General features: G+C 73.9%; 22 protein-coding genes. 12 read left to right on the top strand and 10 right to left on the bottom strand.

Features of this window, described 5'->3' with window-relative positions:
• Positions 1-90: 90 nt before the first annotated feature.
• Positions 91-1,641, bottom strand: a complete 1,551-nt coding sequence (gene murJ, locus ACFYE3_RS09660) for a murein biosynthesis integral membrane protein MurJ (RefSeq protein WP_387608464.1) — start codon at positions 1,639-1,641, stop codon at positions 91-93.
• Positions 1,642-1,913: 272 nt separating this feature from the next.
• Between murJ and ACFYE3_RS09655 the strand changes: the two genes are divergently transcribed.
• A complete protein-coding gene (locus ACFYE3_RS09655) occupies positions 1,914-2,996 on the top strand; it encodes a lipid II:glycine glycyltransferase FemX (protein ID WP_368832369.1) in 1,083 nt (360 codons plus the stop codon).
• Between the two features lie 62 nt (positions 2,997-3,058).
• On the top strand, positions 3,059-5,002 hold the full coding sequence (locus ACFYE3_RS09650; RefSeq protein ID WP_387608462.1) for a threonine/serine exporter family protein: 1,944 nt from the start codon (positions 3,059-3,061) through the stop codon (positions 5,000-5,002).
• A 159-nt stretch (positions 5,003-5,161) separates the two neighbouring features.
• On the opposite strand, the gene ACFYE3_RS09645 is transcribed toward ACFYE3_RS09650, so the two are convergent.
• The 3 genes from ACFYE3_RS09645 to ACFYE3_RS09635 form a co-directional block, all read right to left on the bottom strand.
• Entirely contained in the window at positions 5,162-6,097 is a 936-nt protein-coding gene (locus ACFYE3_RS09645) for a siderophore-interacting protein (protein ID WP_387608459.1), read from the bottom strand.
• A 33-nt stretch (positions 6,098-6,130) separates the two neighbouring features.
• Positions 6,131-6,808 (bottom strand): uracil-DNA glycosylase, encoded by a 678-nt coding sequence (locus tag ACFYE3_RS09640; protein ID WP_387608458.1) that lies wholly within the window; start codon positions 6,806-6,808, stop codon positions 6,131-6,133.
• Between the two features lie 94 nt (positions 6,809-6,902).
• Positions 6,903-8,000, bottom strand: a complete 1,098-nt coding sequence (locus ACFYE3_RS09635) for a YihY/virulence factor BrkB family protein (RefSeq protein WP_387608455.1) — start codon at positions 7,998-8,000, stop codon at positions 6,903-6,905.
• A 110-nt stretch (positions 8,001-8,110) separates the two neighbouring features.
• Between ACFYE3_RS09635 and ACFYE3_RS09630 the strand changes: the two genes are divergently transcribed.
• The 7 genes from ACFYE3_RS09630 to ACFYE3_RS09600 all read left to right on the top strand — a co-directional run bounded on the left by ACFYE3_RS09630 (position 8,111) and on the right by ACFYE3_RS09600 (position 13,883).
• A complete protein-coding gene (locus tag ACFYE3_RS09630) occupies positions 8,111-8,818 on the top strand; it encodes an SDR family oxidoreductase (RefSeq protein WP_387608452.1) in 708 nt (235 codons plus the stop codon).
• Positions 8,819-8,832: 14 nt separating this feature from the next.
• On the top strand, positions 8,833-9,165 hold the full coding sequence (locus ACFYE3_RS09625; RefSeq protein WP_387608450.1) for a DUF3263 domain-containing protein: 333 nt from the start codon (positions 8,833-8,835) through the stop codon (positions 9,163-9,165).
• Positions 9,162-9,380, top strand: coding sequence for a hypothetical protein (locus tag ACFYE3_RS09620; RefSeq protein ID WP_387608448.1), 219 nt, complete (start codon positions 9,162-9,164; stop codon positions 9,378-9,380). Before ACFYE3_RS09625 ends, ACFYE3_RS09620 begins: the two co-directional genes overlap by 4 nt.
• A 131-nt stretch (positions 9,381-9,511) precedes the next feature.
• Positions 9,512-10,111: a GNAT family N-acetyltransferase gene (locus ACFYE3_RS09615; protein ID WP_387608445.1), complete on the top strand. Its 600-nt coding sequence runs from the start codon at positions 9,512-9,514 to the stop codon at positions 10,109-10,111.
• A gap of 250 nt (positions 10,112-10,361) precedes the next feature.
• On the top strand, positions 10,362-11,993 hold the full coding sequence (gene groL / locus ACFYE3_RS09610; RefSeq protein WP_368822666.1) for a chaperonin GroEL: 1,632 nt from the start codon (positions 10,362-10,364) through the stop codon (positions 11,991-11,993).
• Between the two features lie 151 nt (positions 11,994-12,144).
• Positions 12,145-12,852, top strand: coding sequence for an MgtC/SapB family protein (locus ACFYE3_RS09605; protein ID WP_387608443.1), 708 nt, complete (start codon positions 12,145-12,147; stop codon positions 12,850-12,852).
• Between the two features lie 44 nt (positions 12,853-12,896).
• Positions 12,897-13,883, top strand: coding sequence for an RNase H family protein (locus ACFYE3_RS09600; protein WP_387608440.1), 987 nt, complete (start codon positions 12,897-12,899; stop codon positions 13,881-13,883).
• 9 nt (positions 13,884-13,892) lie between these two features.
• Here ACFYE3_RS09600 and ACFYE3_RS09595 read toward each other — a convergent pair whose 3' ends face one another.
• From ACFYE3_RS09595 to ACFYE3_RS09575, 5 genes are read right to left on the bottom strand one after another with little or no spacing between them, the layout of a single operon-like run.
• Entirely contained in the window at positions 13,893-15,359 is a 1,467-nt protein-coding gene (locus tag ACFYE3_RS09595; RefSeq protein WP_387608438.1) for a sensor histidine kinase, read from the bottom strand.
• Positions 15,360-15,371: 12 nt separating this feature from the next.
• Entirely contained in the window at positions 15,372-16,094 is a 723-nt protein-coding gene (locus ACFYE3_RS09590) for a response regulator transcription factor (RefSeq protein WP_387608436.1), read from the bottom strand.
• Between the two features lie 36 nt (positions 16,095-16,130).
• Positions 16,131-17,807 carry a DNA repair helicase XPB gene (locus ACFYE3_RS09585; RefSeq protein ID WP_387608433.1) on the bottom strand — a complete coding sequence of 559 codons (1,677 nt, stop codon included), beginning with the start codon at positions 17,805-17,807 and terminating at the stop codon, positions 16,131-16,133.
• The gene (locus ACFYE3_RS09580; RefSeq protein WP_387608431.1) at positions 17,795-19,909 is read right to left on the bottom strand and encodes a helicase-associated domain-containing protein; all 2,115 of its coding nucleotides are present in this window, start codon (positions 19,907-19,909) and stop codon (positions 17,795-17,797) included. The genes ACFYE3_RS09585 and ACFYE3_RS09580 overlap by 13 nt, the downstream gene beginning before the upstream one ends.
• Before the next feature lie 3 nt (positions 19,910-19,912).
• Entirely contained in the window at positions 19,913-20,170 is a 258-nt protein-coding gene (locus ACFYE3_RS09575; RefSeq protein ID WP_387608428.1) for a hypothetical protein, read from the bottom strand.
• A gap of 154 nt (positions 20,171-20,324) precedes the next feature.
• Between ACFYE3_RS09575 and ACFYE3_RS09570 the strand changes: the two genes are divergently transcribed.
• The 3 genes from ACFYE3_RS09570 (at position 20,325) to ACFYE3_RS09560 (ending at position 22,614) form a co-directional block, all read left to right on the top strand.
• Positions 20,325-20,708: a cold-shock protein gene (locus ACFYE3_RS09570; protein WP_368822676.1), complete on the top strand. Its 384-nt coding sequence runs from the start codon at positions 20,325-20,327 to the stop codon at positions 20,706-20,708.
• An 80-nt stretch (positions 20,709-20,788) separates the two neighbouring features.
• Complete coding sequence (locus tag ACFYE3_RS09565) at positions 20,789-21,340, top strand: DUF3027 domain-containing protein (RefSeq protein ID WP_387608424.1); 552 nt, start codon at positions 20,789-20,791, stop codon at positions 21,338-21,340.
• Between the two features lie 53 nt (positions 21,341-21,393).
• Complete coding sequence (locus ACFYE3_RS09560; protein WP_387608421.1) at positions 21,394-22,614, top strand: MFS transporter; 1,221 nt, start codon at positions 21,394-21,396, stop codon at positions 22,612-22,614.
• Here ACFYE3_RS09560 and serC read toward each other — a convergent pair.
• Positions 22,611-23,750, bottom strand: coding sequence for a phosphoserine transaminase (serC, locus tag ACFYE3_RS09555; RefSeq protein ID WP_387608419.1), 1,140 nt, complete (start codon positions 23,748-23,750; stop codon positions 22,611-22,613). The two genes, ACFYE3_RS09560 and serC, sit on opposite strands and share 4 nt — an antisense overlap.
• Positions 23,751-23,791 lie beyond the last annotated feature (41 nt).

Below are 23,791 nucleotides of genomic sequence, written 5' to 3'. Positions count from 1 at the left end.
GGGCGGCCTGTCAGCGCCGTCGGCGCAGCGCCCGTGGCGTCGTCCACGGTGCTGCTCGGGAGCGGGGCCCGCTCCCGGCGGGGCGTCCTGTCAGCGCCGTCGGCGCAGCGTCCGCAGGGTCTCGCCCACGAGCAGGCGCTCGGGGGCCCGCAGCACGACGAGCCCGAGCAGGTACGTCCCGCCCACCACGGCGGCGCAGGACGCCGCGAGCACGAACGACGGCAGCTCCGACAGCGCCTCCCGTGCGCCCAGCCCCGCGGCGCCGGCGGCGGCCGCCAGCACGAGCGCCCGGACCACCAGGGCCGTCGCCGCCCGGGCGTCCAGCCCGGCGTGCCGCCGGTGCAGCAGCCACGCGTTGAGCAGCGCCGCGACGACCAGGGACGCGGTCGTGGCTGCCGCGATGCCGGCGAGGCCCAGCACGGGCGCCAGCACGATGTCGCCGACCACGTTGACGACCATGGCCAGCACCGCCACGACCACCGGCCCGCGGGAGTCCCCGAGGGCGTAGGACGCGCGGATCACCACCTGGCGGAAGCCGAGCGCGAGCAGCGCCGGCGCGTACCAGGCGACCGCGGTGGCCGTCGCCGCGACGTCCCCGTCGTCGAACGCCCCGTGACCGAAGGCCGTGGCGACGAGGGGCCCGGCCGCGACCACGAACACCGCGCACACCGGGGCGAGCACTGTGACGACCACGGACAGCCCCCGGTTCACGAGCCGCCGCAGCTCGGGCCGGTCGTCCGCGGAGGCGCCCAGGGCGGGGTACAGGGGGACGAGCAGAGCGGCGATGACGATGGTCTCGGGCAGGTCGACCAGGCGCCAGCCGTAGGACAGGGCCGTGATCGTGCCGTCCTCGAGGGTGGAGCCCACCGCCCGGTCGACGAGGGTGTTGACGTTGACCACCGCGTTGCCCACCAGCATGGGCGGCACGAGCCGGGCGATCTCCCGGAAGCCCGGGTCCCGCAGGTCCCACCGGGGCCGCAGCCGGGTGCCGAGCGCCCGCACGGGCGGCACCTGCATCAGCAGCCGCGCCGCCGAGCCCACCACGTAGCCCACGGCGAGCGCCGAGATCCCGTACCGGGGCCCGAGCAGGCCGGCTGCGGCGATCATGACGAGGTTGAACGGGACGCCCTGCAGAGAGGACCACGCGAAGCGGCCGTGCGCCTGGACGAGGGAGGCCAGCAGGTCGGTGCCGGCCACGAGCACCGTCGCGACGAGGACGATCCGGGTGAGCGAGGCGGCCGTGGCGGTCTGGGCGTCGTCGAACCCGGGGGCGAGCAGGGCCGTCACGGGTTCCGCGAGCAGACCCGTCACCACGGCGGCCAGTCCGAGGACGACCACGGTGACGGTGAGGGAGACCTCGAAGCCGCGGTGGCCGCGGCACCCCGTGCCGTCGGCGCGCTCCCGGGCGGCCTCCCGGGAGGTCACGGGAGTCACGGAGCGGGCCATGGCCCAGGCCATCAGACCGAGGACGACGTTCAGCACGCCCTGCGCCACGAACCACGCGTCGAGCTCGGCGCCCGCGCCGAAGACCGCGCCGACGACGACGTCGCGCGCGAAGCCCAGAAGGGTGGAGACGGTGGTCAGTCCGGTCACGAGGACCGCCGCGCGGGCGATGCTCCACCGCCCGCCCGGTCCACCCACGGCTTCCGCCACCTCCCTGGTCCGGACCGCGCCGGGGATCGGTGCGGGCTGCGTCTGGCGCGAGCCGCGTACCTGCCGGTGCGAACCGCCTGAACAGAATACACAGCCCGTTCTCCGGTCCCGGGACGCGGGTCGCGGCACCCGTCCGGCACGGCTCAGAATCCGCTCAGGCCTGCGCGGTTAGACTGACCGGGGCCGGCCCCCGCCGGCGCACCGGCCCGCCGGCCACCCCCGGCCGGCCGGCCCCGACGACCCCGACGATTGAGAGAGCCTTGCGAGAGTTCACCGCACGCTTCGCCACCGCCCAGGAGATCGCCGACTGGGACGCCCACGTCACGGCGAACCCCCACGGCGGCAACCTGCTGCAGTCCGCGTCCTTCGCGGACGTCAAGGCGGACCACGGCTGGCGGCCCCTGCACCTCGTGCACGAGCCCGCCGACGGCGGGCAGGCGTCCTACAACCTCGTCCTCGAAAAGGCGGTGCCCGCCCTCGGCAAGCTCTGGTACATGATCAAGGGCCCCGACGTCGCCTCCGTCGACGACATCCCCGGGATCGCCGCGGCCAGTGCGCGGCTCGTGGCCGAGCAGCGGCTGAACGTCTTCGCGATCAAGATCGAGCCCGACGTCCTGGACTCCGACTACGCCCGGGGCGTGCTCGCGCGGGCCGGGCTGAAGAAGTCCTTCAACATCCAGCCCAACGACTCCACCGCGGTCCTCGACACCGACCGGGACGAGGAGGCCGTGCTGAAGTCCCTGCACTCCCGCGGGCGCAACGCCGTCCGGCGGGCCCTGCGCGAGGGCTGCACGGTCGAACGGGTCGAGCTCACCGAGCAGAACATGCGCCGGATGTACGCGCTCATGGACACGGTGGGTCAGGGGGACGCGAACGTGAACCTGCGCTCCTACGAGTACTACGCGAAGTTCTGGACGGCGTTCGAGCAGGCCGGTCAGGGCCGGCTGTACTTCACCTACGAGGACGGCGAGCCCTCCGTGGGCGCCTACGTCATCGCCTACGGCGACAAGGGCACCTACAAGGACGGCGGCTCGAAGCCCCGGCGCCGCCAGTACGGTGACTCCCACCTGCTGCAGTGGACCGCGATCACGGACCTCATGCGGGAGCACGGGATCGTCGAGTACGACTTCTGCGGCACCCCGCCGAGCGACCAGCTCAAGGACAAGGAGCACCCCTACTACGGGCTGGGCCTGTTCAAGACGAGCTTCACCAAGACCGTCGTCGACTTCGTGGGCGTCCACGACCAGGTCCTGAGCCCCGCCAAGTACGCGGTGTGGACCAACGTGGCCGAGAAGGTCCAGCGCCAGCTGTGGGTGCGGCGCACAGGCCAGCCCTTCTACTGACCCGGCCCCGACCGCCCGCCGGGCCCCCGCCCCCCCCCGCGCCACGGAAGGAGGAACGCCGCGTGGTGACCGACCAGCGCGCCCCCCTGCGCCCGTTCGCCGCCTACCCCTCGTCGGCCGGGGCCGAGGAGCCCGACGTCCACGTCGTCGAGCCGTTCGGGCCCGGTGGGGACACGACGCTCACGGGCGCCGCCCGCCCGGTCGCCCACCACGGTGCGGGCCTGCCCGCGGTGCGCCCCACCGAGGACCAGGCCCTCCACGCCCGGCGCCGCGCGGGCACCACCGCGCTCGACATCGTGCCCGACGCCCCGCAGGCCCTGCCCGTGCTCAGCACGAGCCTGATCCGCCGGTACGGGGACACCCCCGAGCCGGAGAAGCGCCGGGAGCTGCTCTCGGCCGCCGAGACCGTGCCCCTGGCGGCGTCGGCACGCCGACGGCGCCGCACCGACACGGTCCCCGTCTCCCGCCCGGAGACGACGACGATCGGGCCCCTCCCGGCTCCCGGCAAGAGCTCCGACCGGATGCAGCGGGGCGCCTACCCGTCCACCCGGGCGCAGAGCACCCGGCCCGGCGGGCGCGCCCGGCTGCGCTCCATCCTGCAGGGCGAGGCCGCCCCGACCGCCCCCATGCGCGTGGTGGAACGGCTCAACGCCTCGCCCTTCGCCAACCTGCGCCGGTTCGGGGAGTCCACCAGCCGGCAGGCCCGGCGCACCCTCAACTTCGCGCTGCGGCTCGCGGAGACGATGTTCCACTACGGCGCGGACGCCCTCGACGTCGAGAACGCCATCATCGCCGTGTGCGCCACCTACGGCGTCGAGAACGTCGAGGTGGACATCACCAACCAGGCCGTGACGATCAACTACGTGGAGGACACCGAGGACGGTGGGGGCACCCGCGAGGACGTCTTCAACGATCCCGACACCTCGAGCCACACGGTGATGCGCGTGGTGCGGTCATGGACCGACAACTACGCCGGACTGGGGGAGACCCACCAGCTGGTCACTGAGATTGCGGGCGGGGAGATGCCCCGGGCGGAGGCGGAGCGACGCCTCGACGCGATCAACGCGAAGCCCAAGCCGTACTCGCGGTGGATGGTCTCGGCCGCCCTCGTCGTGGCCGTGATGGCCCTGACGATCGGTATGGGCGGCAGCCCCACGGGAGCCGGGGTCGCCGGGGTGTCGTGGGTGGTGGTGCAGTCGGTCGCCGGTCGCCTGCGCACCTGGCGGATCCCCGAGTTCTTCGTCCTGGCGACCCAGTCCGGGATCGCCACGGTCTTCGCCCTCCTGCTCTCCTGGACGGGCTTGGACCTCTCCCCGGCCCTGGTCATCGCGGGCGGGATCATCCTGCTGCTGCCGACCACCCGGATGGTCTCCACGATGCAGGACGCCATCAACGGGTTCCCCGTCACGGCGGCCGGCCGCCTGCTGTCCACGGCCATGGCCTTCCTCGGCCTCGTCGCCGGCATCGCCGGCGGCGTGTCGCTCGCCGGTTACCTCGGCATGCCCCGCGTCGACGTCGCCCAGGGCACATTCGTCCCGGCCTCCCCGGTGGTCAACACGGTCTTCATGCTGGTGGGCACAGCTCTGCTCGCCCTCTCGGTGCACGCGAAGCCCCAGCACGTGCTCTCCAGCGCGCTCGCAGGCTTCGCCGGGCTGGTGGTCTACCACGCGGGGATCGCCGTCGGTCTCGGCGAGCGCATGGACACCGCCCTCGCCGCCGTGGTCAGTGCCTCCGTGGCGACCCTGCTGGCGGCCTACCACCGGGTGCCCCAGCTGATCGTGGCGATCCCCGCCCTGACGTTCCTGTTGCCGGGCCTGTCCATCTTCCGGGGCATGTACATGCTCACCGTGGAGACGGAGAGCTACGCCGCGGGCATCGTGCTCCTGGCCAATGCCATGGCCACCATCATGGCCCTGGCCTCCGGAGTGGTGCTCGCCAAATACCTCATGCGGCCCTTCGTGGGCCACCTCAACGGCACCAGCTCCCGGCGCAACCGACGCCGCTGACCGGCCGGGACTGTCGCTCCGACGGTGCGGGAGGCGTCTCCGTGGTCAGTGGTTCGCCGTCGCCGAGCCGGCTCGGAACGGAGGCGGCCCCCGGGGTCCGGGCCCCGGAGGTGCTCCGCCGCTCTTCCGGGCCGATCGACCGGCACGCGCGGATCCGGGTCAGAGGATCTGCCCCACCGGCAGTTTCTTCTCCGCCTGGAAGACGTCCTCGGTGCGGCCCCGCGCCCAGTAGCCGGACAAGGAGACCTGGTCCCGCTCCAGCCGGCGACGGGTGAACAGCTCCTCGCGCAGAGCCTTCATGACCTCCCGCTCGCCGTGGGCGAAGACCTGCACCCCTTCCGGGGCTGCGGGCCACACCGCCTCGCGCACGGCCCGCACCAGGGCCGGGTCCTCCTCGGGCCCGCCGTCCGCGCGGAACACCCAGCGCACCGCCATCCCCGCCGGGGCGGACACGGGCTGGACGTCGCGGGGCGAGTCCACCTCCAGCAGCACCTCGCCGCGCGCGGACGCGGGGAGAGCCTCCAGGACGGCGAGAGCGGCGGGGATGGCGGCGTCGTCGGCGGCGATCAGGGTCCACGCGGCATCCGGGGCCGGTGTCCACCTTCCACCGGGGCCCAGGGCGATGATGCGGTCCCCGGGCTCGGCGCGGGCCGCCCACGGGCCGGCGAAGCCCTCGTCGCCGTGCAGCACGAAGTCCATCCACAGCTCGTGCCGCTCGGGCACGTACCGGCGGACGGTGAGGTGGCGGGTGACGGGCTGCCGGTCGCCCGGCAGGGTCTCCTTGAGCTCCCAGTAGTCCGGGTTCTCTCCGGGCTCCGTGTCCGGGCGCTCCGCGACCGTGTCCGCAGCTCCCGGGCGCGCCGAGCCACGAGCCGCCGTGCCGGGGTGCTCGGTGCCGGGGTGCTCGGGGTCGGGCCGGAGGAAGACGAGCTTGACGTACTTCTCGGGCGGCGCGATGTCCGCGTAGCGCTCGGGATCGTCGAGGACCAGGACTACCCGGACCATCGACGGGGACAGCAGCTCGCGGGAGCGCACCGTCAGGTTCAGCTGCGGCTTGCGGGGTCTGGCGGGCCGGGCCCCGGGGGTCGTCGTCATGCCGCCCACCCTACTCACGGAGGTCCGCCGGGGTCACAGCCGCCAGTCGACGGGCTCCGCGCCCTGCTGCTCCAGGAGCTGGTTGGTGCGGGAGAACGGCCGGGAGCCGAAGAAGCCCCGGGACGCGGACAGCGGGGACGGGTGCGCGGACTCGACCGTGGGGAAGCCGTCCAGCCACGCGGCGGTGTTCCGCGCGTCCCGGCCCCACAGGATGGCCACGAGCGGGACCCCGCGGGCGGCGAGGACCTGGATGGCGCGCTCCGTGACGGCCTCCCAGCCCTTGCCTCGGTGGGAGGCGGGGATGCCCTCGCGCACGGTGAGGACCCTGTTCAGGAGCATCACGCCCTGCCGCGACCACGCGGTGAGGTCCCCGTGCTCCGGCGGCTCGACGCCGAGGTCCTCCCGCAGCTCTTTGTAGATGTTCTGCAGGGAGCGCGGCACGGGGCGCACGTGGGGCTGTACGGAGAAGGAGAGGCCCATGGCGTGGCCGGGCGTCGGGTAGGGGTCCTGCCCGACGACCAGCACCTTGACCTGCTCGAGCGGTTCCTGGAACGCCCGCAGGACCGCCGCGCCCTCCGGGAGCGTGCGGTGCCCGTCGGCGTGCTCCTCGCGCAGGAACCGGCCCATCTGCCGGATCTGCGGTTCCACCGGGGCCAGGGCTTCCGCCCAGTCGGGGGCCATGATCCTGTCCAGGGGCTGGGGCTCGCTCACGGTGCTCCTCGGTGCGGGTGTCGGTGCTGGTGCGGGTGTCGGTGCTGGTGTCGGTGTGCCGGCGGGTGTGGAAGCGGGTGTGCCGGACACCACTCTAGGCCGGTGCCGCGCCGTCTCCGGCCCGGCCGTCCGCCCGGTGGTCCGGCCCGGAGTGCCGACGGCGCAGGGCGCGGCCCTCCTCGACCAGCTCCTGCTCCTTCGCCTGCAGCTTCCGGACGCCCCGGAGGTCCCGTGGCGGCAGCCGCAGCCTTTCCTCGGCCTCGATCCCGGCCTGCAGCTGGCGTCCGCGCTCGATCTCGGCGTTGAGCTCGGCCCCGGCGAGCAGCACGATGTTCATGATCCAGATCCACAGCAGCAGGACGATCACGCCACCGATGGCGCCGTAGGTGGCGTTGTAGTCGTTGAAGTTGGACACGTAGAAGCTGAACCCGGCGGTCGCCGCGGCCATGACCACGATGGCGACCACCGAGCCGATGCTGAGCCACCGGAACCTCGGTTGCCGGATGTTCGGGGTGGCGTAGTAGAGCAGGGCGATCACGAGGACGAGCAGCACCAGCAGGGCCGGGACCCGGGCGGCCTGCCAGAGCTGGAGGGCCGGCCCGCCCAGGCCGATCAGCCCGCCGAGGCGCTCGGCGACCGGCCCGGAGAGCAGCAGGAGCAGCATCATGCCCACCACCAGGACCACCAGGGACAACGTCACCCCGATCATCAGGGGGTAGAGCTTCCAGACGGGGCGGCCCTCCTCGACCTCGTAGATCCGGTTCATGGACCGCCCGAAGGCCCGCACGTAGCCCGAGGCCGTCCACAGGGCGCCGACCAGGCCGCTGACCAGCGCCAGCCCCGCGGACGGGAAACCGGTGAGCTCGCCGATCGGCCCCTCGAGCACGGCCACGGCCCCCTCCGGGGCCCCGAACTCGTCGAGCAGGCGCAGCAGCGTCCTGGTGGTCGCCTCCGCCTGGCCGACGACGCCGAGCACCGACACCACCGTGAGCAGCCCCGGGAAGATGGACAGCACGGCGAAGAACGTCATCACCGCCGCCGAGTCCGTGCACTCGTCGCGACGGAACTCGTGGACGGACCGGCGCAGGATGTAGCCCCACGAGGGCCTCGTGATCTGCGCCGGCGACGAGGGCTTCTCCGCGCTGTCCGGGTCCGCCCCGGGATCTCCCGCGGCGTGAGGGTCGGCTGCCATGGGGCTCCTCCGCGTGGTCGGCTGCGGGCCAGGATACCGGGGCCGTCACAGCCCCGGCCCGTTCCGTCGAGGGCGGGCGCGACCGGCGCCGGACTGGCTAGAGTGGGCGCATGAGCGCTTCCCCCACCGAGACCCGCCCCCGCGCCGTCGTCACCGGGGCCACCGGAGGCATCGGCCGCGCGTGCGTGGTGGACCTCGCCCGCGACCACGACGTCCTGGCGCTGGGCCGCGACGCCGCCCGGCTGGCCGAGCTCGCCGACCTCCCGCACGTCACCGTCCGCGCCGCCGACCTGACCGACGTCGCGGCCCTGCCGGACGTGGTGGCCGATCTGGACCGGGTCGACGTCCTCGTGCACTCGGCGGCCGTGGCGGGGCGCACCACCGTGGAGGCCGCCTCCGTGGCGGACTGGCGGGCGCAGCTCGAGCTCAACGTGGTGGTCCCCGCGGAGCTGACCCGGCTCCTGCTGCCGGCCCTGCGGGCCGCCCGGGGCAAGGTCGTGTTCCTCAACTCCGGCTCGGGATTCACGGCCCGCGCCGGGGACGCCGTCTACGCGGCCTCGAAGTTCGCGCTGCGCGCGCTCGCCGACTCGCTCCGCCAGGAGGTCGAGGCCGACGGCATCGTGGTCAGCTCGGTGCACCCCGGGCCGGTCGACACGCAGATGCAGCGAAACATCCAGGCCGGCCTGGGCAACGAGTACGTCCCGGAGCGCTACATCCGCCCGGAGTCCGTGGCGGCGGCGGTGCGCGCCGTCGTGGACGCGGGCGAGGACGCGCAGCTGACCACCGTCTCCGTGCGGCCCCGGGCCGAGTCGCGGTGACCGGCGAGGACGCCGTGCCCGAGGACACCGTGCCCGCCGACGACACCTCACCCGGCGAGGAGCCGTCGCCGGGCGAGGACACTGCATCCCGCGCGGAGCCGGCGCCGGACGGGGGGCCGGCCGGCGAAGGGGCCGGGCTGGGTGCCGTGGACCGCGAGATCCTGGCGCTCGAGAACCTGCAGTGGAAGTACCAGGGGGCGAAGGAGATGGAGATCCGCCGCCGCCTGAACCTCTCGCCCACCCACTACTACCAGCGGCTCAACGTCCTGATCGACACCCGCGCCGCCCTCGAACACGACCCGATGCTCGTGGCCAGGCTGCGTCGGCAGCGAGGAGACCACGGATGACCCAGTACCCCTACGACGAGTTCGACGACGTCCCCGAGGACGGGCCCCGCCAGGGCGCCCACCGCGGAGTCCGCCCGACCGTCCGCGTGGGCGCCCGGGAGCTCACCGCCATCCTCCTGGCCGGAGCGCTGACCCTCGGCGTCGGCGTGTTCTCGTTCCTGAACGCCCCCGGCGAGGCCGCCCCGTCACCGGGGGTCACGTTCCCGGGCCCCTGAGCCTGTCCGGCCCCCTGTGCCGCCCTGGCCCCCGGTGCCGCCCCGGTCGGTACCGACTGCCGACGCCGTTCACCCCCGACGCTGTTCACCCCCGACGCCGTTCACCCCCGACGCCACCGGAAGGAACCACCGTGCAGATCGAAGGAAGCCGAGTCCGCGTCCGCGACTGGACCGAGGAGGACCTCGCCGCCTACGAGGCGTGGATCATGCCGCCCGAGGGCGGCGGCGAGCACGAGTGGCAGCGCACGGACGGCCCGTTCTACCCGAACTTCACCGCCGAGGGCGCCCAGCGCTGGCTGGGCACCCTCCGGGAGCACGTGATCGCGGGGGACTGGCCGGACCCGCGCGAGACGATGGTGATCGCGGACGCCGCCGACGACCGGTTCATCGGGCAGGTGTCCTGGTACTGGTCGGAGAAGCCCACCGAGGACCCGGGCGACGGCACGCACCTGCTGCCGCTGCGCTCCCTGGGCATCACCGTGTACTCCCCGGAGCACTGGAGCGGCGGCTACGGCACCGAGGCGATGCGCCTGTGGATCGACTACCTCTTCGCCCACTCCGACTCCCACCGCCTCGACCTCGAGACGTGGAGCGGCAACGTGGGCATGTGCCGCGTTGCGTTGAAGCTGGGCTTCACAGAGGAGGCCCGGATCCGCCGGGCCCGCAAGGTCGGCGGCGAGTACTACGACCGCATGGTCTACGGCGTGCTCCGCGAGGAGTGGCAGGGCTGAGCGCAATCGGCTCAGGGGTTTGCACTCTCCGAGGACGAGTGCCAAGATTGCGATTAGCACTCAGTCGTGTGGACTGCCAATGGCTCGGTCCCCGGCCCGACCCGGGCAGCCACCGGCACAGGAGTGACACCTCAACCACCACGGTGAGGTGCCGCACGGCGTCGGGAAGAGTCCGCCGCCGTGCGCGCCGTCCGTCGCGGGCACCGTGGAGGTCGACCGTTTGTCTACCGTCCAGGAGGGACGAAGTCACATGGCAAAGATGATTGCTTTCGACGAAGAGGCACGCCGCGGACTCGAGCGGGGCCTGAACACCCTGGCCGACGCCGTCAAGGTCACCCTCGGCCCGCGCGGCCGCAACGTGGTCCTCGAGAAGGCCTGGGGCGCCCCCACGATCACCAACGACGGCGTGTCCATCGCCAAGGAGATCGAGCTCGACGAGCCGTTCGAGAAGATCGGCGCCGAGCTGGTCAAGGAGGTCGCCAAGAAGACCGACGACATCGCCGGTGACGGCACCACCACCGCCACCGTGCTCGCCCAGGCGCTCGTCAAGGAGGGCCTGCGCAACGTGGCCGCCGGCGCCGACCCGCTGAGCCTCAAGCGCGGCATCGAGAAGGCCGTCGCCGCGGTCACCGAGGAGCTGCTGGCCTCCGCCAAGGAGGTCGAGACCGAGGAGCAGATCGCCGCCACGGCGTCGATCTCCGCCGGCGACCCCGAGATCGGCCGTCTCATCGCCCAGGCGATGGAGAAGGTCGGCAAGGAGGGCGTGATCACGGTCGAGGAGTCCAACACCTTCGGGCTGGACCTCGAGCTGACCGAGGGCATGCGCTTCGACAAGGGCTACCTGTCCGGGTACTTCGTCACCGACGCCGACCGCCAGGAGGCCGTCCTCGAGGATCCCTACATCCTCGTGGTCAACTCCAAGATCTCCGCGGTCAAGGACCTGGTCCCCGTGCTCGAGAAGGTCATGCAGGCCGGCAAGCCGCTGCTGATCATCTCCGAGGACGTCGAGGGCGAGGCCCTGGCCCTGCTGGTGCTCAACAAGATGCGCGGCTCCATCAAGTCCGTGGCCGTCAAGGCCCCCGGCTTCGGCGACCGCCGCAAGGCGCAGCTGGCCGACATCGCCATCCTCACCGGTGGCCAGGTCATCACCGAGGAGGTCGGGCTCTCCCTCGAGACGGCCACCGTGGACCTGCTGGGCCAGGCCCGCAAGGTCGTCGTGACGAAGGACGAGACCACCATCGTCGACGGCGCCGGCACCGCCGAGGAGATCGAGGGCCGCGTGGCCCAGATCCGCGCCGAGATCAACAACTCGGACTCGGACTACGACCGCGAGAAGCTGCAGGAGCGCCTGGCCAAGCTGGCCGGCGGCGTGGCCGTCCTCAAGGCGGGTGCCGCCACCGAGGTCGAGCTCAAGGAGCGCAAGCACCGCATCGAGGACGCCGTGCGCAACGCGAAGGCCGCCGTGGAGGAGGGCATCGTCGCCGGCGGCGGCGTGGCCCTGATCCAGGCCGGCCAGAAGGCGTTCGACAAGCTGCAGCTCACCGGCGACGAGGCCACCGGCGCGAACATCGTGAAGGTCGCCATCGACGCCCCGCTCAAGCAGATCGCCCTCAACTCGGGCCTCGAGGCCGGCGTGGTCGTGGACAAGGTCCGCGGCCTGCCCCAGGGGCACGGCCTCAACGCCGCCACCGGCGAGTACGAGGACCTGATGGCCGCGGGCATCAACGACCCGGTCAAGGTCACCCGGTCCGCGCTGCAGAACGCGGCGTCCATCGCCGGGCTGTTCCTCACCACCGAGGCCGTCGTGGCCGACAAGCCGGAGCCCGCGGGCGCCGGCGCCGGTGCCGACGACGGCATGGGTGGCATGGGCGGCATGATGTGATCGACGGCTGACCCGTCGAGCGTGCCCAGCACGCATCCGGCACGGGCCGGGCACCTCGGTGAGGTGCCCGGCCCGTCGTCGTCCCCGCACCCGGTGCCGCGGGGCCCGAAGTGGTGTTCAATCATAGGGACCAGCTGCCGGAGGAGGTGCCGTGGGCGTCGTCGTGTGGGACGCGGTCCCCGTCCAGGTCGCTCTCGTGCTGATCGCCTTCGGGCTCACGTCGCTGGTGGGCCTCGAACGGCGGCTGCGTCGCAAGAGCGCCGGACTGCGCACCCACGCCCTGGTCGGCACCGGGTCGGCGGTGTTCACCCTCGTGTCCGCCTACGGCTTCGGTGCCCTGCCCGGCATCGACGCCGGTCCCGACCCCTCCCGCGTGGCGGCCCAGATCATCACGGGCATCGGCTTCCTGGGCGCGGGCGTGATCTTCACCAACCGGGACGTGGTGCACGGTCTGACCACGGCCGCGAGCATCTGGCTCTCCGCCGCCATCGGCATGGCCTGCGGGGCCGGGCTCGTGCCGCTCGCCGTCGTCGCCACCGGCCTGCACTTCGTCTCCGCGCTCCTGCTGACCCCCATCTCCCGCCGCCTGCCCGGGATGGTGGCCCCGCAGGGCCTCCGGCTGCGCTACGAGGACGGGCACGGCGTGCTGCGGAAGGTCCTCACCGTGGTCGACGAGCTCCAGCTCACCGCCTCCGTGGTCTCGAGCCGGACGGTCGAGGGCCCCGGGGGTGCCGAGGTGGAGCTGCTGCTGCGCCTGGACGGCAAGACGGACCTGCGCACCGCGGCCGTGCAGCTGTCGCAGGTCGCCGGGGTGCGCGACGTCGCCCAGCAGCAGCTCGAGCAGGAGCCCGGCGACTGAGGCCGTGGCGTCCGGGGTCGTGGCGCCGTGAAAAGATGAGTGCCATGACGATCACTGCTGCCGCCGACGGCTCCGCGCTGGGCAACCCCGGTCCCGCGGGATGGGCCTGGTACATCGACGACAACACCTGGCGGGCCGGCGGATGGCCCCACGGCACCAACAACATGGGCGAGCTCAAGGCCGTCCTGGACCTGCTCGAGGCCACGGCCCACTGCCCCGACGAACCCCTGCGGGTGCTGTGCGACAGCCAGTACGTCATCAACTCGATCACGAAGTGGATGCCCGGCTGGAAGAAGAAGGGCTGGAAGAAGCGGGACGGCAAGCCCGTCCTCAACGTGGAGCTCATGAAGGCGCTGGACGCCGCGATGGCGGGCCGCAACGTGCACTTCGAGTGGGTCAAGGGCCACGCCGGCCACGAGCTCAACGAGGCGGCCGACCTCCGCGCCCGGGCCGTGGCCACCGCGTTCCAGACCGGGCGCCCCGCGCCCGAGGGCCCCGGTTTCGACGGCGCCTCCCGGCACCCGGACGGCGCCGGCCCCCGGACCCCGGCTGCTGCGCCGGTCGACGTCGCGCCGCCGGTGGAGGATCCGGATCCCGACGCGTTCGAGGACCCCCACGACCCCGACCTGCTGAGCGAGCTGCTCGCCCACGAGGAGGAGCTGGCCCGCGGTCGGTCGGCGGGGGAGACCGTCCAGGCGCTCGAGCGGGACCTGCTGCGCCCGGAGGTCCGGGCGGACCCGGGGCGGCTGGGCCAGCTCCTGCACGAGGCCTTCGCCGAGGTCGGGGCCTCGGGGTCGTGGTGGTCCCGGCAGGACGTCCTCGACCGGCTGCCGCGCGAACCGGGGCTCGGATCGGTGGACGTGCACGTGCTCGAGGCCGTCGAGCTCGGCGGTGCGGCCGTGCACCTCGTCTACCGGCTCACGGCGGGGGACCGCACGAGCCTGCGCAGCTCCCTGTGGGTCCGGGAGGACTCCCGCAACGAGCTGGGGCCCTGGCAGCTGCGCTTCCACCAGGGCACCTACGAGTCCTGACGGTCCCGCTCACACCTCGGGGGCGTCGTCGGCGGGCTCGATGCCCGGCACGCGCACGGTCATCGTGGCCCCGCCGCCGGGGGTCTCCGTGAGCCGCACGGTGCCGTCGTGCTGCTGGACGATCGCGGCCACGATCGAGAGCCCCAGCCCCGTGCCGCCGGTCTCGCGCGTGCGGGAGGAGTCGGCCCGGTAGAAGCGCTCGAAGACGCGCTCCGCGTCCTCGCCCTGGATGCCCGGCCCGTGGTCGCGCACCTGCAGGACGGCGTTGAAGGAGTCGTCGACCGAGCGCTCCACGCCCACCGCGATCTCGATCGGGGTGCCCTCCGGGGTGTAGCGCAGGGCGTTGGTCACGAGGTTCGCCACGACCTGGCGCAGCCGGAACTCGTCGCCGTGCACCCACGCGGAGACCGGGCCCCCGCCCCGCAGTCCCCCGACCTCGATCCACCGGTCGGGGGCGGAGGCGCGGGCGTCCCCGGCCGCGTCGAACGCGAGGTGGAGCAGGTCCACGTCGACGTTCTCGGCGGGCCGCCGCTCGTCGAGGCGCGCGAGCATCAGCAGGTCCTCCACGAGCTGCGTCATACGCTTCGCCTCGGACTCGATCCGGGACATCGCGCCGGCCACGTCCTCGGGCTCCTGCAGGGCGCCGTGCCGGTAGAGCTCCGAGTAGCCCCGGATGGTCACCAGGGGCGTGCGCAGCTCGTGGGAGGCGTCGGCCACGAACCGCCGCAGCTTGGTCTCGGACCGGGTGCGGGCGTCGAAGGCGTCCTCGATGTGTCCGAGCATGGCGTTGAGACTGGCCGAGAGCTGGCCGATCTCCGTCTGCCGGTTGTAGCCCTCCATGCGCTGGGAGAGGTCGCCCTCCGCGATCCGGGCGGCGGTCTGCTCCACCCGGTGCAGGGGCGCGAACGCCCGCGTGACCAGGACCCAGCCGACGGCCATGGCCGCGAACAGCGTCGCCACGCCGAAGCTCAGCGTCAGGAGGGTCACCGCGCTGAGCATCTCGTTCATCTCGTCGAGCGGCTCGGCGACCGCCACCACGAGGTTCAGCCGTTCCGTCTCGGCCGCGACCACCCGCCACCGGTGCTCCGGGGCGTCCACGGAACCCACGGTCGTCGGCTGGAAGGGGTTCTCCCGCACGTGCTCGAGGTCGATCTGCGACAGGTCGGGCCGCCGCTCGAGCGGGCCGTCCGGAGTGTGCACCGCCTCGGCGAGCATCTCCCCCTCGGCGTCGAGGAGGAACCCGGCGTGCGGGACCGGGACGCCCTGCGCGCCGCCCATGTCGGCCACCAGCACCGCGGAGACCCCCTGGACGGAGTCCCGCAGGCCGCGGTCGATGTCGTTCAGGAGCGAGGTGCGCAGCACCGAGATCGCCACGAAGCTCGTCACCAGGATGGACAGCGCCAGGAGCAGGCCCGTGAGCACCATGAGCTGCGAGCGCAGCGAGGCCGAGCGCCACCGGGAGGACAGGGTGTGCATCCCGGGACCGGGTCAGTGGTTCTTGTGCTGGGACCGCAGGAGGTAGCCGACGCCGCGCTTGGTGTGGATCAGCGGGGGAAGCTCCGGGTCGTTGTCGATCTTCCGGCGCAGGTACGAGATGTAGGACTCCACGATCGAGGCGTCCCCGTTGAAGTCGTACTCCCACACGTGGTCGAGGATCTGCGCTTTGGACAGCACCCGGTTCGGGTTGAGCATGAGATAGCGCAGCAGCTTGAACTCGGTCGGGGACAGGTCGATCTCGCGCTCGCCGCGGAACACCTCGTGCGCGTCGTCGTCGAGGACCAGGTCGTCCACGCGCAGCCGGGAGTCGTCCTCCTCGGCGGGCTGCGTGCGGCGCAGGACCGCGCGGATGCGGGCGACGACCTCGTCGAGGCTGAAGGGCTTGGTGACGTAGTCGTCACCGCCCACGGTCAGCCCGGTGACCTTGTCCTCGGTCTCGTCCTTGGCCGTGAGGAAGAGGATGGGGAAGTGCCGCCCGGACGCGCGCAGCTTGCGGGTCACGGAGAAGCCGTCCATGTCCGGCAGCATGACGTCGAGCACCGCGAGGTCCGGGTTCTCGGACTCCGCCTTGGCGAGGGCGTCACGGCCGTTGGCGGCGGTGACCACCTCGAAGCCGGCGAAGCGCAGGGACGTGGCCAGCAGCTCGAGGATGTTGGGCTCGTCGTCGACGACGAGCAGCTTTGCTTCGGGGTTGTCGTTCTTCACGCCGCCCATTTTCTCGGAACATCCTGAACGTCGGCTGAACGGCGCTCACCGGTCCTCGGGGAGTTCGCCGGGGGACTCGACGGCCGCGGCGTCGACGATCCGGTAGGCGTAGCCCTGCTCCGCGAGGAAGCGGCGGCGCCGGGCCGCGTAGTCGGCGTCCACGGTGTCGCGGGCCACCACGGTGTAGAAGGTCGCCGGCCGGCCGTCGTGCTTGGGCCGCAGCAGCCGGCCCAGGCGCTGCGCCTCCTCCTGGCGCGAGCCGAAGGCCCCCGAGACCTGCACCGCGACCGAGGCCTCCGGCAGGTCCACCGAGAAGTTCGCGACCTTGGACACCACGAGGACCGGCAGCTCCCCGGCCCGGAACGCGGTGAAGAGCTTCTCCCGCCGGGCGGTGCCGGTGCTGCCATTGAGCACCGGGGCGTGGAGCAGCGCGCCCAGCTCGTCGAGCTGGTCCAGGAACTGCCCGATCACGAGCACCGGCTCCCCGCGGTGGCGCGCCACGAGCCGGGCCACGACGTCGAGCTTGTGCGCGGAGGACGAGGCGAGGCGGTGCCGGTCGGCGTCCTCCGCGGAGGCGTAGGCCATCCGGTCCGCGAGGGGCAGCTCCACCCGGACCTCGACGCAGTCGGCGGGGGCGATGTGGCCCTGGGCCTCGATCTCCCGCCACGGCGCGTCGTAGCGCTTGGGGCCGATGAGGGAGAACACCTCGCCCTCGCGGTGGTCCTCGCGCACCAGGGTGGCCGTGAGGCCGAGCCGTCGCCGCGCCTGCAGCTCGGCGGTCATCCGGAACACCGGGGCGGGCAGCAGGTGCACCTCGTCGTACACGATCAGCCCCCAGTCGTGGTCGTCGAGCAGCTCCAGGTGGGGGTGGATCCCGCCGCGGCGTGCCGTCAGCACCTGGTAGGTGGCGATCGTCACGGGGCGGACCTCCTTGACGGCCCCGGAGTACTCGCCGATCTCCTCCGCCGTCAGGGTGGTGCGGCGCAGCAGCTCGGCCTTCCACTGCCGCGCCGAGACCGTGCTCGTGACCAGGACGAGCGTCGTCGTCGAGCTCGCGGCCATCACCCCGGCGCCCACCAGCGTCTTGCCCGCGCCGCAGGGCAGGACGACGACGCCGCTGCCGCCCGCCCAGAAGTTCTCCACCGCGTGGCGCTGGTACGGCCGCAGGGCCCAGGCCTCGCCCGTGAGCGGATCCGTCTCCGTCAGGGCGACGGGGTGGGGCGTGCCGTCCACGTAGCCGGCCCGGTCCTCCGCCGGCCACCCCACGGTGAGCAGTAGCTGCTTGAGCTGGCCGCGGGCGCTCGCGTGCACCACCGTGGTGGCCCCGTCGATGCGGGGCCCGAGCAGCGGGGCGATCCTGCGGTGCCGGGCGATCTCCTCGAGGACGGGGGCGTCGTGGCTGCGCAGCACGAGCCCGTGCACGGAGTCCTTCTCGAGCACCAGGCGGCCGTAGCGGGACATCGTCTCGTCGATGTCCAGGAGCAGGGCGTGGGGGACCGGGAAGCGGGAGCGGGTGAGGAGGACGTCGAGCACCTGCTCGGCGTCCAGCCCGGCGGCCCGAGCGTTCCACAGCCCCAGCGGGGTGATGCGGTAGGTGTGCACGTGCTCCGGGGCGCGCTCGAGCTCGGCGAAGGCGGCGAGCTCCCGACGGGCGTCGTCGGCGTCCTCGTGGTCGAGCTCGAGCAGCACGGTCCGGTCGCTCTGGACGATCAGGGGTCCCACGGGGCGTCTCCTCCACTGTCGGTCGGGTCGTCGGTCGGGTCGTCCGGCGGGCGCCGCCCACGGTCCCGGCCCGTGAGCCGGTCCACCAGGTCCTGGATCTCCTCCGCGGAGGGGACGGACAGGCGCGGGGCGGGGACCTCGAGCAGCAGGGTCGGGTCGGCGGCGGTGTCCGGCGGGGCGGGCTCCGCGGGGGCGACGTCGAGCGCGGGCTCCGTGCCCGTGGCCCGGACGGCGGCCGCGAGCTCCCGGAGCTCGTGGTCCCGACCGGCCGGTCCCCGGCGCCGGCCGGGGACCTCCTCACCGGCGTCGACCACGAGCACGCCGGGAGCGGGCCGGCGCAGCCGCCGTCCCGCGAGGTCCGGGGAGCCGGCGAGCGCCTCCAGCAGCTCCTCCTCGCCGGTCAGCACCCAGTCCGCCCGGGTGATCCGGATCCGCCCGTGCCCCCGGCCGGCCTCCTCGACGAGGTAGGCCAGGGCCTGCGGCACCGGGCCCCGGCTGTGCTCCGCGAGCCACGCCAGGATCGAGGGCGGCGTCCATCCGGTGTCGAGCGCGCGGTGCAGGGACTGCTCGCTGAAGCGGTGCCGTGGGACCGGCCCGTGGCCTTCCGGCTCCGCCAGCCGGTCGAGGGCGCGGGCCACGTCGGGCGCGAGGTAGCCGGTGGCCGTCGCCGTGAGGTCGCTCTGCAGCAGCACCGTCCGCGAGGGCGCGGGCAGCCACCCGGCCACGGAGCGGACGGCGTCCTCGGGCCGGCCCTCCGCGAGGGCCCGGCCGGGCCCCGTGAGGGCGTCGGCGCCCACCAGGCCGAGCTCGGTGGCCTCCGTCAGCATCCCCGGGCCCCACCGGTCCAGGGCCCGGGCGAGGCGCGGGCGCCGCCAGCGGGCGAGCGCCAGGACGTCCTCGGGGCCGTGGCCCCCCGGCGCCCGCTCGGCGAGCTCGGCGTGGGCGGCGAGCAGCGCCTGGCGCACCGCCGGGGCCTCCGGGGCGTGCGTGCCGCGGGTGAGGACCCCGACGACCGTTCCGTCCGCGAGGGGCAGGCCCACCGCGGAGGGGACGACGTCGGAGGCCAGCCACGACCGCACCACGTGCCACCACTGGTCGGTGCGCCCGGCGTCCTCGAACGGCGCCGGCGCGGGGCGCCAGGCCGAGGTGTCCGGGTCCAGCCGCACGAGCCCGGCCAGCTCGCCCAGGCCGAGGAGACGGACGAGCTCGGCGTGCTCGACCCCCAGGGCCGAGCGCAGCCGGCGCAGCTCGCGCACGCCGATCCCGCCCGCCCGCAGGGTGGCCAGCGGCCGGGCCCGCAGCTCGGCGCGCAGCGCCGCGGTCCGGCGCAGCAGCTGCTCGACCGCGGCCGCGGCGGCGTTGTCCCGCAACCGGTCGGGCACGCGCGCCGCCGGTGGGACCGGCGGCTCCGGGGAGGTCGCGGCCCAGGGGTCGGGCCCGCGCAGCAGCAGGCCGACCTCCCGGGGGAGCTCCACGTGGCGGGAGTCCACGGGGAGGAGGACGCCGTGGGCCAGGAGCCAGTCGACGGGCCGGGCGTCGGCGTCGGCGGCCGGGTCGACACGGCGCAGGGCGTCGGGCAGGGCGCCCACGGGACGGGAGCGGAACCGCTCGAGGACCTCCCGCGCCGGGGCGGGCCACTGCGCGAGCTCCTCGGCGGTGCGGGGCCCGGCCCCGGCACCCGGCGCGGCGGGTGCTTCGCCGCGCAACCGGGCGGCGAGGGCGGCGAGCACCGGTCGCGGGCGGCCGAGGCCCGCCGGATACCGGCCGAGGGCCTCCGCCAGCCCGGGCACGAGCCGCAGTGCCCCGCCGTCCCGGTGGACGAGGCCCAGGCGGTGCAGCCGGTCCCAGGGCGGACCGGACAGCAGCCGCGCGACGGGCTCGTCCGGCGGGCCCAGCACCACGGCGCGCTCGACGGCGTCCAGCTCGGGCCGGGAGAGGGCGTCGAGGGCCCGGCGCAGTCCCGCCCGGGACAGCAGCGCCTCGGCGAGGTCCTCGACGGACTCCGTGCCCGGGCGCGCGGCGTCGGGCCGGGCGGCGAGCAGCTCGCCCAGCTCTGCGGGGGAGCGGGACGCGAGATCCCGGAGCAGCCCGTCCGGGAGCACGGGTCAGGCCCGGCGGCGGCGCAGCAGGGAGCGCACGAGGACCGCGCAGAACAGCAGGAAGGCCACGGGGAACGCGAACCACGGTACGACCGTGAGCCCGTCCCAGGGGTCCGCGCCGACGGCCTTGAGCACGAGCAGCAGGGCGAGGCACACGGCGCAGACCAGGCCGAGCACGACCGCGCAGACGCCGAGGACGTCGATCCCCGGGCGTCGGGCAGTGCGGTTCACGGGCGCGGCCGCACGGTCGTCGGAAGCAGGCATGACTCCAGAATACCGAGCGGGACGGTGTGCCGGTGACCGCGCCCCGGCGGCCGCCACCCGCGGAGCAGGGCTAGAATGGGAGGTTCCACAGGGTGGCCCGGCGGCAGCGACCGACGGGCCACCCCTCCACGAACACGAGGACGAGGGAGACAGCGTGCCCACCGGCAAGGTCAAGTGGTTCGATGCGAAGAAGGGCTTCGGGTTCCTGGCGGCCGACGACGGCCAGGAAGTGTTCCTGCCCTCCTCCGCGCTGCCCTCCGGTGCCACCACGGTGAAGCCGGGCACACGGATGGAGTTCGGGGTGGCGCAGGGGCGGCGCGGTGCGCAGGCGCTCTCCGCCCGGATCCTCGACCGGACCCCGTCGGTCGCGAAGAACGTCCGGAAGCCCGCCGACGAGATGGCGGTCATCACGGAGGACCTCATCAAGCTCCTGGACGAGATGTCCAACGGGCTGCACCGGGGCCGCTACCCGGACTCCGCGCACGGGAAGAAGATCGCCGCGATCCTGCGCACGGTGGCCGACAACCTGGACGTCTGAGGCCGCCGCGCCCGTCCACCCACCGATCCCGAGCACCCACCGCCGGCACCCGCCGGCACCCACCACGAGGGAGACCAGCAGTGACCGAGGAGACCGTCCAGGACGCGCCCGCCGAGGAGGTGCCCCCGGCGCCCGAACCGGCGGCACCGGCGGCAGCGGCACCCCGCCGCCGGCGGGCCCCGAAGCAGGACCCCCTGCTCGTGGCCGACGTCGCCACGGCCCGCGCCGGGGTGGAGCAGATCGCGGAGCCCTGGCAGATCGGTTCCGGTCACCGCGTGACGGTGGAGGAGGACCGGCTGGTCGTCCACCTCTTCGAGTGCACGCTGCCCGGGTATCAGGGCTGGAACTGGTTCGCGAGCCTGGCCCGCGCCCCGCGCAGCAAGGCGGTGACGGTCTGCGAGGTCGGCCTGCTGCCCGGGGAGGACGCGCTGCTGGCGCCCGAGTGGGTCCCGTGGTCCGCCCGCGTGAGCCCTGAGGAGAAGGCCCAGGAGGAGCAGGACCGGGCCGAGGACGAGGCCGCGGAGCACGCCGCGGCCGGCGGACCCGAGGGCTCCGGCGGCGAGCCGGTGCCCGCCGACCGTTCCGCGGCCGAGGACGGGCCCGTCCCGCCGCAGGAGGGCGAGGGGTCCTGACCGCTCCGCCGGGGGCCGCGAGGACGGACGACGCCCCGGAGCCCGCGCGCGGGATGTTCCGGTCCTTCCGGTTCCGCAACTACCGGCTGTGGTTCCTGGGGGCGCTCGTGTCCAACATCGGGACGTGGATGCAGCGCACGGCCCAGTCGTGGTTCGTCTTCGACGAGCTCTCGGACCACGACGCCACCGCCATGGGCGTGGTGACGGCCCTGCAGTTCCTGCCCCAGCTCTTCCTCGCGCCCTGGGCCGGCGTGCTCGCGGACCGCCTCGACCGGCGGCGCCTGCTGCTGTGGACGCAGACGGCCATGGCGGTGCTGGCTGCCGGCCTCGGGGCGCTGGTCCTGGCCGACGCGGCCACCCTGTGGCACGTCTACGGCTTCGCACTCGCCCTGGGCGTCGTCTCCACGTTCGACGCCCCCGTGCGCCAGACCTTCGTCTCGGAGATGGTCGACGACGCCTACCTCTCCAACGCCGTGGCCCTGAACGCGACCTCGTTCAACACCGCCCGGATGATCGGGCCCGCCGTGGCGGGCGTGCTCGTGGCCTCGATCGGGTCGGGCTGGGTGTTCCTCCTCAACACGCTGACCTTCGGCGCCATGCTCGCCGCCGTCCTCGCGATCCGCACGGACGAGCTGCGCGGGATGCCGCGCTCCGGCCGGGGACGGGGCCAGATCCGGGAAGGACTGGCCTACGTGGGCAGCCGACCGGACATCGTGGCGGTGCTGGTCACCATCTTCCTCATCGGCACCTTCGGGCTGAACTTCGCCGTGTTCCTGGCCGCCATGGCCGGCCCCGAGTTCGGCCGGGGCCCGGAGACCTTCGGGCTGCTCAACTCGGTCCTCGCGGTCGGCACGGTGGCGGGGGCCCTGCTCTCGGCCCGGCGCCGCAGCGCCCGGCTGCGCTACGTCTACGGGGGTAGCGCCGTCTTCGCCCTCAGCTGCCTGGGAGCGGCGACGGCACCCACCCTCCCGCTGTTCGCGCTGTGGCTGATCCCCTGCGGACTGTCCTCGCTGACGATCATGACCACCGCCAACGCGTACGTGCAGTCCACCACCTCGCCGGTGATGCGCGGACGCGTCATGAGCCTCTACATGGCCATCTTCATGGGTGGCACCCCGATCGGGGCACCGGTCGTCGGCTGGATCACCGACGCCCTCGGTGCGCGCTGGGGCATGGGGGTCGCCGTGGCGGCGGGACTCGGCGGAGCCCTGGTCGGCTTCGTCGTCTGGCTCCGGCTGCGCGCGGAGCGCGCAGCCGTCGAGGAGTCCGGCTAGCGGGCGGGCCGTCCGCGGAGCTGCTCGACGACGTGGTCCACGCAGGCCAGGAGCCGGGCGACGTCGTCGGGCTCGATGGAGACGAACGTGGCGATCCGCAGCTGGTTGCGCCCGAGCTTGCGGTAGGGCTCGACGTCGACCACCCCGTGGGCGCGCAGGACCGCCGCGACGCCGGCCGCGTCCACGGCGTCGTCGAAGTCCACGGTGGTGATCACGGTGGAGCGGTCCTCCGGGCGGGCCACGAACGGGGTCGCGAAGGACGAGGCCTCGGCCCACGCGTAGACCAGGTCCGAGGAGGTCTTCGTGCGGGCCGCGGCCCACGCCATGCCGCCCTGGTCGTTGAGCCAGCGGACCTGCTCGTCGAGCAGCACCAGGGTGGCCAGCGCCGGGGTGTTGTAGGTCTGGTTCTTGCGGGAGTTCTCCAGCGCCGTGGTGAGCCGCAGGAAGTCCGGGATCCACCGCCCGGAGGCGCCGATCCGCTCGATCCGCTCGATCGCGGCGGGGGAGAACGCGCCCAGCCACAGCCCGCCGTCCGAGCCGAAGTTCTTCTGCGGGGAGAAGTAGTAGACGTCCGTCGCGGCCACCTCCGCGGCCATCCCGCCCGCGGCCGAGGTCGCGTCCACCAGCACCAGCGCGTCGTCCGCGATCCCGGCGGGCCGGGCCACGGGGGCGGCGACCCCGGTGGAGGTCTCGTTCTGGGGCCACGCGTAGACGTCCACGCCCTCCTCGGCCCGGGCCTCCGGGCGGGTGCCGGGGGCGGCCTCCACGATCGAGGAGGCCTCCAGGAACGGGGCGCCGCCGGTGGCCTGGGCGAACTTCGCCCCGAACTCCCCGAACACCTGGTGCTGGGCCTTCCGCTCGACGAGCCCGAGGGCGGCCGCGTCCCAGAAGGCGGTGGCACCGCCCAGGCCCAGGAGCACCTCGTGGCCCTCGGGGAGGCCGAGGAACTGCGCGAGGCCCTCGCGCACCGAGCCCACGAGCTCCTGCACCGGCGCCTGGCGGTGGGAGGTGCCGAGCAGGCCCGCGCCGGCGCGGGCGACGGCCTCGACCTGCGCCGGGCGGATCTTCGAGGGCCCGGCACCGAACCGGCCGTCGGCGGGCAGCAGGTGCTGGGGGATGGTGACGTGTGCGGGCAACGGGCGCTCCCTCGTGGGTGACGTGCGGCGGGTGACGTGCG

It is taken from the genome of Kocuria arenosa (genome assembly GCF_042879215.1).
GTDB classification, from domain to species: Bacteria; Actinomycetota; Actinomycetes; order Actinomycetales; family Micrococcaceae; genus Kocuria; species Kocuria arenosa.
The sequence above is the reverse complement of the archived record's forward strand: the minus strand, read 5'-3'. Positions and strand labels throughout refer to the sequence as shown.